Consider the following 6,682-nt stretch of genomic DNA (forward strand, 5'->3'; position numbering starts at 1 on the left):
GCGGGCACACGGCCAACGCCGACGTGAACGCGGCTAGGAACATCGCGGCCGGACGGGCCGTGACCGCGCGGGGAGGCGCCGGGTCGCCGGAGCCCGTGAACCGCGAACCCCAACACCGCGCACCTCCTCATCTGACGGGTGTGTAGGAGTTGGAATCCCCCGCCTTCAGACGGGGGAGGACGTCAACCCATCAGTCCCGCCGCCCGGACATCATCGCGGGTCGCCCGATCGGGCGGTGCCACCAGGTGCCGTTCTCGTCGAGTGGCTTTTTATGATCATGAAGCGAGACGACGTCAACGGCGTTGATTATCTTGAGGTCGGACGGCCCTGGCACCGAATCGAACATGACTCGGTGCCAGGGCGCACCGCGATCGGTTCTCCGGGCGCCACGACTTCGACCTGAACTCCTGGCCGGCGCGCGTGCCGCCGTCGACGAGGATGTCGATGCCCGTGAGATACCCGGGAGCCTCGCTCGCCGCGAACGCCAGCACCGCCGCGATCTCTTCGGGCTCGCCGAAGCGCTTGATCGCCGAGACCTTCAGGAGATCCGATGCTCCAGGGTCGGCTTCGAGCTTGCCCATCGCCGTGTCAAAGCTGCCCGGAGACACCGAGAGCACTCGTGCCTCCCTCGCGCCGAAGACGGCGGCGAGGCGACGGGAGTACCACTGGACGAAGTTCTTGCTGAAGCTGTGGGCAAGGCCGGAGTGCAGCTTCTCGCCAAAGACCTTCGAACACCTCACGATCACGCGCACGAAGGCGGCCGGATCGGTCTCTGCCAGTGGGAACGACCTGGTGGGAACGAGGGCCTTCGGGATGCTGTGCGACCTCGCGGTCAGGATCATGGACCAGACGCTGGCGTTCCTCGCTGCCAGCGCCGCAACCCCGGACGCCCGCCTGGTTCCAAGCCGCCTCGTCGATATCGGCTGGCACACCTTCCTGCTCTACACCCGCGGCTACACCAACTTCTGCCACCAGATCGCCGGCCGGTACATCCACCACATCCCCAGCGGCCCCACCGGGGAGGCAGCCGACACCGCCGCTGAGCGCATGCGTACCCTGGCCGCGATCACCGCAGCCGGATACACCCTCGACGCCGACCTGTGGCCTCTCGCTGTCGAGGGCCGACACGGCGAGTGCTCGGACGAGGGAAACTGTTCCGCCTCCGGCAAGGACGGTAACGAGAACGAGGAAACCCGAATCCCGCGGCCATAGAGGGAGGATCTGACCGTGGTGGACCGCTGGGACTCGCTTCCCGCTGTGGTGCGCCAGGCCGCCGGGCGTCACCTGGGCACGGTGGACTCCGTAGTGGCGGTGCCAGGCGGTCAGAACAACGACCTTGCCGCCGTCGTCCACACCCGCGGCGGGGCGGTGTTCGTCAAGGCCGTCCGCGGAATCTGCCGACGGATGCGCTGGTTGCGCAACGAGATCACGGCCGGAACACTCGCCCCCAGCGTCGCCCCGGCCGTGATCTTCGCCGAGGACGTCGAAGCGGACGGCGAGCCATGGCTCATCGTCGGCTTCGAATATCTGTCAGGCCGGCCTGCGGACCTCTCCCCCGGCTCGGCCGATCTCGCTGTCGTCGGGCAGACGCTGGACCGGATCAGCTCCCTGCCAGCCCCAGGGGTACGCGGCCTGCACGAGCGGTGGAGTGTCCGGGACTGGTGGAGTCGTCTGCGTGCCGTCGCCCCGCATGTTGTAACCGGCGTCGACGTCGACCAGATGGACGGATGGGCCTCGCTCGCATCCCAGGCCGTACGCGGCGACCGCCTTGTCCACACCGACCTGCACGCCGACCAGTTCGTCATCGACGACAGCGGCGACGTCCACGTGATCGACTGGGGCTTTCCCGGTGCCGCGGCCAGCTGGGTCGACCGGGCTTTCCTGGTCATCCGACTCATCCAGGTTGGGCACACCCCGCACGACGCCGAAGCATGGGCAGCGACCCGTCCAGGCTGGCCGACTGACGGCGCCACGCTGACCGCGTTCGCCGCACTCGTCGCCGGCCTGTGGACCTACCGGGAAGCCACCGAAGGGACCGGCGGGCCATGGGTTCACGCCGCCCGCGACTACGCCGCCTGGCGAGTCGGCATATCACATTGAGATCTCTGCGGAGTCGCCCTCGGCGCCGATAAGCGCGATCTCGACCTCGGCTGCCCTACGATTCTCACTCCAGTCCGTATCATCTTCGCAGACCAGTCCTGCAATGACAAGAAAACCCTCGCCCATGGTCAGCTGCTGATACCACACCCGTCGCTTTCCAGGTAATCCGCAAATCCCTGACCGCCGACGCGACCAGCGTGATCATGACTCGCCCGCCGAAACTCCACGGACAATCGACAAGCAGCGGAATCCTCCAGCCGAGACACCCACCGCGCTTCACGGTCCGTGCACGCATGCAAGCCACCGGTTCACGGCGCACTACACTGCCCGCCATGCCCCCCACACGTTCCAGACGAGCACCGCGAGAAGCCCAGACACGCCGGCCCGCAGCCCCTGCGGTACCAGCGTCGCTCACCGCGGTCAGCGCGCCGGGACTCGACGACGACGGCATCTATACCAGCACCCTGTTCGACGGTAGCGATCTCTCCGGCCAGAACTCCGCTGCGGTAGAGATCGACAAGTGTCGTATCGCCAACTCCGACCTCAGTGGCACGCGGCTTTCACGGGCCATGGTGATGGACACCGTCGCCGAGCGATCCAACCTGTCGAACCTGCAGGCGACGAACTCGTCCCTGGTCCGCGTCGAGATGACAGCATGCAGGATGACCGGGTTTTCCTGGGCCAACGGACGACTGCGTGACGTGACCTTTCGGGACTGCCGACTTGACTTCTCCAGCTTCCAGTCGTCCACCGCAACGGATTCCCTGTTCGTCGACTGCAACCTCAGACAGGCCGATTTTCACGACGCCGACCTTCGGGGGGCGACCTTCAGGACCTGCGATCTGAGCGGCGCACAGCTCTCCGGAGCGCGGATGGACGGCACCCGCCTGATCAACTGCACGCTGGAGGGCGCCAGCGGAGTGACAAGCATGGCCGGCGCCGTGGTGGCCAGCAGCGACATGGTCACCCTGGCCCACCTGTTCGCCAGCGCCCTGGGCATCAACGTGGTCGACGAGGAGTCGCCCGACTGACCCGGACCGACCCACACCGACGCAGCGATCAGCCGCGTCACAGCCCCATGCGAGTCGCCCGCTGCCGTCGAGCGATCGACCAGACACCCAACGCCATCACAGGCCAGCGAGAAGGGTGTCCGGTCGGGCCAGCTCCTGTGATTCGGCCAGCTCGGACGAAGCGGGCCCTCCGGGTACGTGACACCCTGGCCCGACTCCCCCGGCGCCCCGGCCAGGCCAGGTAGAACAGGCCATTCGCCCAGGTCGGGCAGACCGGCCGCATCACCAGCCACGACAGCAAAAGCCGGGACTGGAGGTTGCGATGGCGCAGCTACCGATCTTCGGTGCAGGCCGGGATCAGAGCGGCGGCAGGAACTCGACGACGAGCCCCGTGATCTTCTGATGGCAGACCGGGCACTCCCGAACGAAGTCGTGGGCGCGAAGTCGCACAGCACGGCCCTTGCCAAGGATCGGGTTTCCGGTGTCGGCGACCGCAGCCCGCAGTCGCGCGTCGCAGAACGGGCAGATGCAGTCGATCACCTCGACAAGAACTGCGCCGGTGAATCATGTCTTTGTCGCTTGCGAATGGCACACCCACAGGCCAGTAGTCGATCTCATATCCTATGAGATCGACTACTAATATGACCACAGTTCCACCCCTATGATGCGTCGCACCAAAACGTCAGAATCCGGCGATTTTGATATGGTCATACCATCGCCGTGATTTATCTTCGTCGCGTAGATAACCCTGCCACCGGCGAATCTCCTCGCCACATCAAGGTCGATGGCGAAAGATGTCATCTGAAATCATGCCGATGCTCGCCGACCGCCCCACCCACCACTTCCCACGTGGCACACTCCGTCCTCGTCGCCAGGCTTAGGATCGAAACACGATCCTCAACCGTCCATGAACCCAAAAAGCGCATCAGGACGATGCTCCCGCTGTGGAACGACGTGTCCCGGCTACGACAAGAATGTGGGACGGCGCCGCTGGCGAGCCCCGGATCTGGGCACCGTCTAGGTCTACCTCGAGGCGGATCTTCCCCGCGTGCGCTGCCCGGAGCATCACGTGTTCGTGTCCGCGACCTCTTGGGCACGACCGGGATCGGGATTCACCCGCGATGTCGAACAGACCTGCGTCTGACTGGTGAAGCACCTGGCCAAGACGCAGTTGGCCGAGCTGCTTCGGGTGGCGTTTCGCACCGTCGACGACATCACGACCCATGTCATCGCCGACCTCACCGGCACCCTCGACCGCTTCGAGGACCTGACCCGGATCAGCATGAACGAGATCGCCTACCGCAAGGGCCACCACTCTCACCGTCGTCGTCGACCACGACACCGGCCGACGCAACATAGCCAGCCGAAAAACTATCGTCGAACTCGCCATGAGACATTACTGCTAGAATCAGATCCGTGGGCAAGAGAATGCAGAGCGAGCTAGGTGTTCTATCCGTGCGGAGAATATCCAACGTTCTTCTCTTCTGCGCGATCTCTCTGATTCCGTGGATTTTTTTCCTCGGCATCTTCCAGGGAAGCGGAACCTATGTCATCCGACGCTGGGGGCTGGCCTGGATGGGACTGGACGTCATGGAAGTACTGGCATTGGTGATCACCGCCGCGCTGCTCCGCCGGCGCAGCATCTTCGCGTCCCCGGCGGCTGCCGTCTCCAGCACGCTTTTCTTCACGGATGCCTGGTTCGACGTGGTGACCGCGAAGTCGGGCGGCGACTACGCGGAGGCGCTCCTGCTGATGTGCGTCGCGGAGATTCCGCTGGCAGGTCTGTGTCTCGCTGTCTCCGTGGGGGTCACGTCGAGATTCGCACAGTTGCCCCGCGCTGACAGATAGACGTGTGTAGCGGTCCGCGGAGGCACTAGGTGCCTTTTTTCTTCCGGACAGTGCCCCCTACTAGAATAGGGGACATCAATGCCATGGACGAATCATTCTTCGCCGCCCTCAAGAACGAACGGGCCCACCGCACCGCCTATCCCACCCGCGAACACGCCCGCCGCGACATCACCCGATACGTCGAACTCCGCTACAACACGACACGCCGCCACTCCGCGCTCGACTACCGCACCCCACGGCAGGTCCACGACGAATACCTGAAAAACAGCCCGCCGCGTAGATCGACCTAATAGGGACTACCCGGATTTAAAAGGGCACATCACTGGACATAAGTGCCGCACCACCAGATCAAAGATCTTCTTCGTCTGCGTGCCATCCGGCGTGATCGCGTGGTACGCGAGGCGCAAAGGCAACCGCGTCAGCGCCACATCCGCACCTGCCTCGCTGATGTCCGAACAGACCGGCTGCCGTTCCGCACGATGCGCTTGTCCAGCCGGTTCTCGGACAGCTGCGAGTACGCCGCACGGAACGCGGTGACGAACGCCTTCCCCTGTGGCGATGCGATCAGTGCTTCCTCGGCGTCCAACCTGGCCTGCGCCGCCGCCTGGGCTCCTGTCAGTGTTGCGGCTGCCGCTGTGGTGCTGCTGGCCGTACTCGAACAGCGCACCCGATGGGCCGGGCGCTGGTGGGCGAGGATCGCCGGCGCCGCACTCGCGAGTTCCTTCACCGGGCCGCTGCAGGCGGACAGTCTCGTCGCCGGGGTGACCCTCACCCGCCTGCACCTGCTGGTCGGCCTTGCCCTGATTATTTGATTCACCCACACAAGTTCTATTTGCCACACCCGTCCGGTCCGTCTGGGGCCGGCCCGTGGCGGTCTGCCGGCCAACCTGGACCTGAGCCGGGCGGGGCAGCGCGCAGGACGACCGCTGCGCACGGTGTGGTCGGCGACGTGCGGGTAGCCGCGACGGAGAGCCGTATCACGGCCGCTGCCCGCGCCCAGCTGGAACGACCCACCGCGGCGGGCGACTCCCCACGGTCGATGGCGTGGTGACGCTGCCGGACCCGGCACCCTGCTGGATCTTTGCGATCTCCAGGTCTTCGTGAACCGTCAATTCACATATTCAGCCCATACTTCACCCAAGTCCGGGTGTAGTCAAATATCCGAGCTGACGACAGCATGGGAACTCGTCGAATTTCCGGTGATCCCAGAAACGAAGAACCCCTGGCGCCCAAGCCACAGGGCGGCCTTTCTCGACAGTCGGGACCCCCCGCGCGGATCCGGCGGAGTGGCACGCAGGACACACCTACCGCAGTATGGGATTCGCAGCGATTAATTGCTCACTCTGGGTGACATCGCTGCATGGAGAAGGCAACAACTCACCGTCTGAGTAGGAGAACAAGCGAAGGGGTATTTATTATGCGACTCGAGAAGAAGCGAGTGTGCGCGGTGCTGGCCACGGCTCCGGCAGCGGCGATACTGATGTTTACGCAGTCCGCAGAAGCGGCTGCTCAGGGCGGTTCCACCGGTTCATTCGGTGGCGGCGGCGCCCAAGGCGGCTCGACCGCCGTCTTCGGGCCCGGTGGCGCCCAGGGTGGCTCCACTGGTTCGTTCGGTGGCGGCGGCGCCCAGGGCGGCTCGACCGGCTCCTTCGGGCCCGGTGGCGCCCAGGGTGGCTCCACTGGTTCGTTCGGTGGCGGCGGCGCCCAGGGCGGCTCGACCGGCT

Annotated in this window: 10 protein-coding genes and 1 pseudogene; 8 read left to right on the top strand and 3 right to left on the bottom strand. The window is 65.3% G+C overall.

Annotated elements, in window-relative coordinates:
* A pseudogene (locus MXD59_RS27610) lies at positions 1 to 146 on the top strand (RNA-guided endonuclease TnpB family protein); the annotation flags it as partial.
* Positions 147 to 293: 147 nt separating this feature from the next.
* Here MXD59_RS27610 and MXD59_RS25530 read toward each other — a convergent pair.
* Positions 294 to 842: an SDR family oxidoreductase gene (locus MXD59_RS25530; RefSeq protein ID WP_248827121.1), complete on the bottom strand. Its 549-nt coding sequence runs from the start codon at positions 840 to 842 to the stop codon at positions 294 to 296.
* On the opposite strand from MXD59_RS25530, the gene MXD59_RS25535 reads away from it, so the two are divergent.
* The 3 genes from MXD59_RS25535 to MXD59_RS25545 all read left to right on the top strand — a co-directional run bounded on the left by MXD59_RS25535 (position 841) and on the right by MXD59_RS25545 (position 3,131).
* Complete coding sequence (locus MXD59_RS25535) at positions 841 to 1,212, top strand: glycine-rich domain-containing protein (RefSeq protein ID WP_248827122.1); 372 nt, start codon at positions 841 to 843, stop codon at positions 1,210 to 1,212. The two genes, MXD59_RS25530 and MXD59_RS25535, sit on opposite strands and share 2 nt — an antisense overlap.
* Positions 1,213 to 1,227: 15 nt before the next feature.
* Positions 1,228 to 2,100 (top strand): aminoglycoside phosphotransferase/kinase family protein, encoded by an 873-nt coding sequence (locus MXD59_RS25540; protein WP_248827123.1) that lies wholly within the window; start codon positions 1,228 to 1,230, stop codon positions 2,098 to 2,100.
* Positions 2,101 to 2,393: 293 nt separating this feature from the next.
* A complete protein-coding gene (locus tag MXD59_RS25545; RefSeq protein ID WP_248827124.1) occupies positions 2,394 to 3,131 on the top strand; it encodes a pentapeptide repeat-containing protein in 738 nt (245 codons plus the stop codon).
* A gap of 336 nt (positions 3,132 to 3,467) precedes the next feature.
* On the opposite strand, the gene MXD59_RS25550 is transcribed toward MXD59_RS25545, so the two are convergent.
* Positions 3,468 to 3,650 (bottom strand): hypothetical protein, encoded by a 183-nt coding sequence (locus MXD59_RS25550; RefSeq protein ID WP_248827125.1) that lies wholly within the window; start codon positions 3,648 to 3,650, stop codon positions 3,468 to 3,470.
* A 607-nt stretch (positions 3,651 to 4,257) separates the two neighbouring features.
* Here MXD59_RS25550 and MXD59_RS25555 point away from each other — a divergent pair.
* From MXD59_RS25555 to MXD59_RS25570, 4 genes are all read left to right on the top strand, one after another.
* Positions 4,258 to 4,554 carry a hypothetical protein gene (locus MXD59_RS25555; RefSeq protein ID WP_248827126.1) on the top strand — a complete coding sequence of 99 codons (297 nt, stop codon included), beginning with the start codon at positions 4,258 to 4,260 and terminating at the stop codon, positions 4,552 to 4,554.
* On the top strand, positions 4,527 to 4,958 hold the full coding sequence (locus tag MXD59_RS25560; RefSeq protein ID WP_248827127.1) for a hypothetical protein: 432 nt from the start codon (positions 4,527 to 4,529) through the stop codon (positions 4,956 to 4,958). Before MXD59_RS25555 ends, MXD59_RS25560 begins: the two co-directional genes overlap by 28 nt.
* Positions 4,959 to 5,041: 83 nt before the next feature.
* Entirely contained in the window at positions 5,042 to 5,248 is a 207-nt protein-coding gene (locus MXD59_RS25565; RefSeq protein ID WP_248827128.1) for an integrase core domain-containing protein, read from the top strand.
* Positions 5,249 to 5,443: 195 nt separating this feature from the next.
* Positions 5,444 to 5,770, top strand: coding sequence for a DUF6069 family protein (locus MXD59_RS25570; RefSeq protein WP_248827129.1), 327 nt, complete (start codon positions 5,444 to 5,446; stop codon positions 5,768 to 5,770).
* 716 nt (positions 5,771 to 6,486) lie between these two features.
* On the opposite strand, the gene MXD59_RS25575 is transcribed toward MXD59_RS25570, so the two are convergent.
* The coding region (locus MXD59_RS25575) for a hypothetical protein (protein WP_248827131.1) at positions 6,487 to 6,682 on the bottom strand (196 nt) is incomplete at its 5' end.

The sequence above is a fragment of the Frankia umida genome (assembly GCF_023242945.1).
Classification (GTDB): Bacteria; Actinomycetota; Actinomycetes; order Frankiales; family Frankiaceae; genus Frankia; species Frankia umida.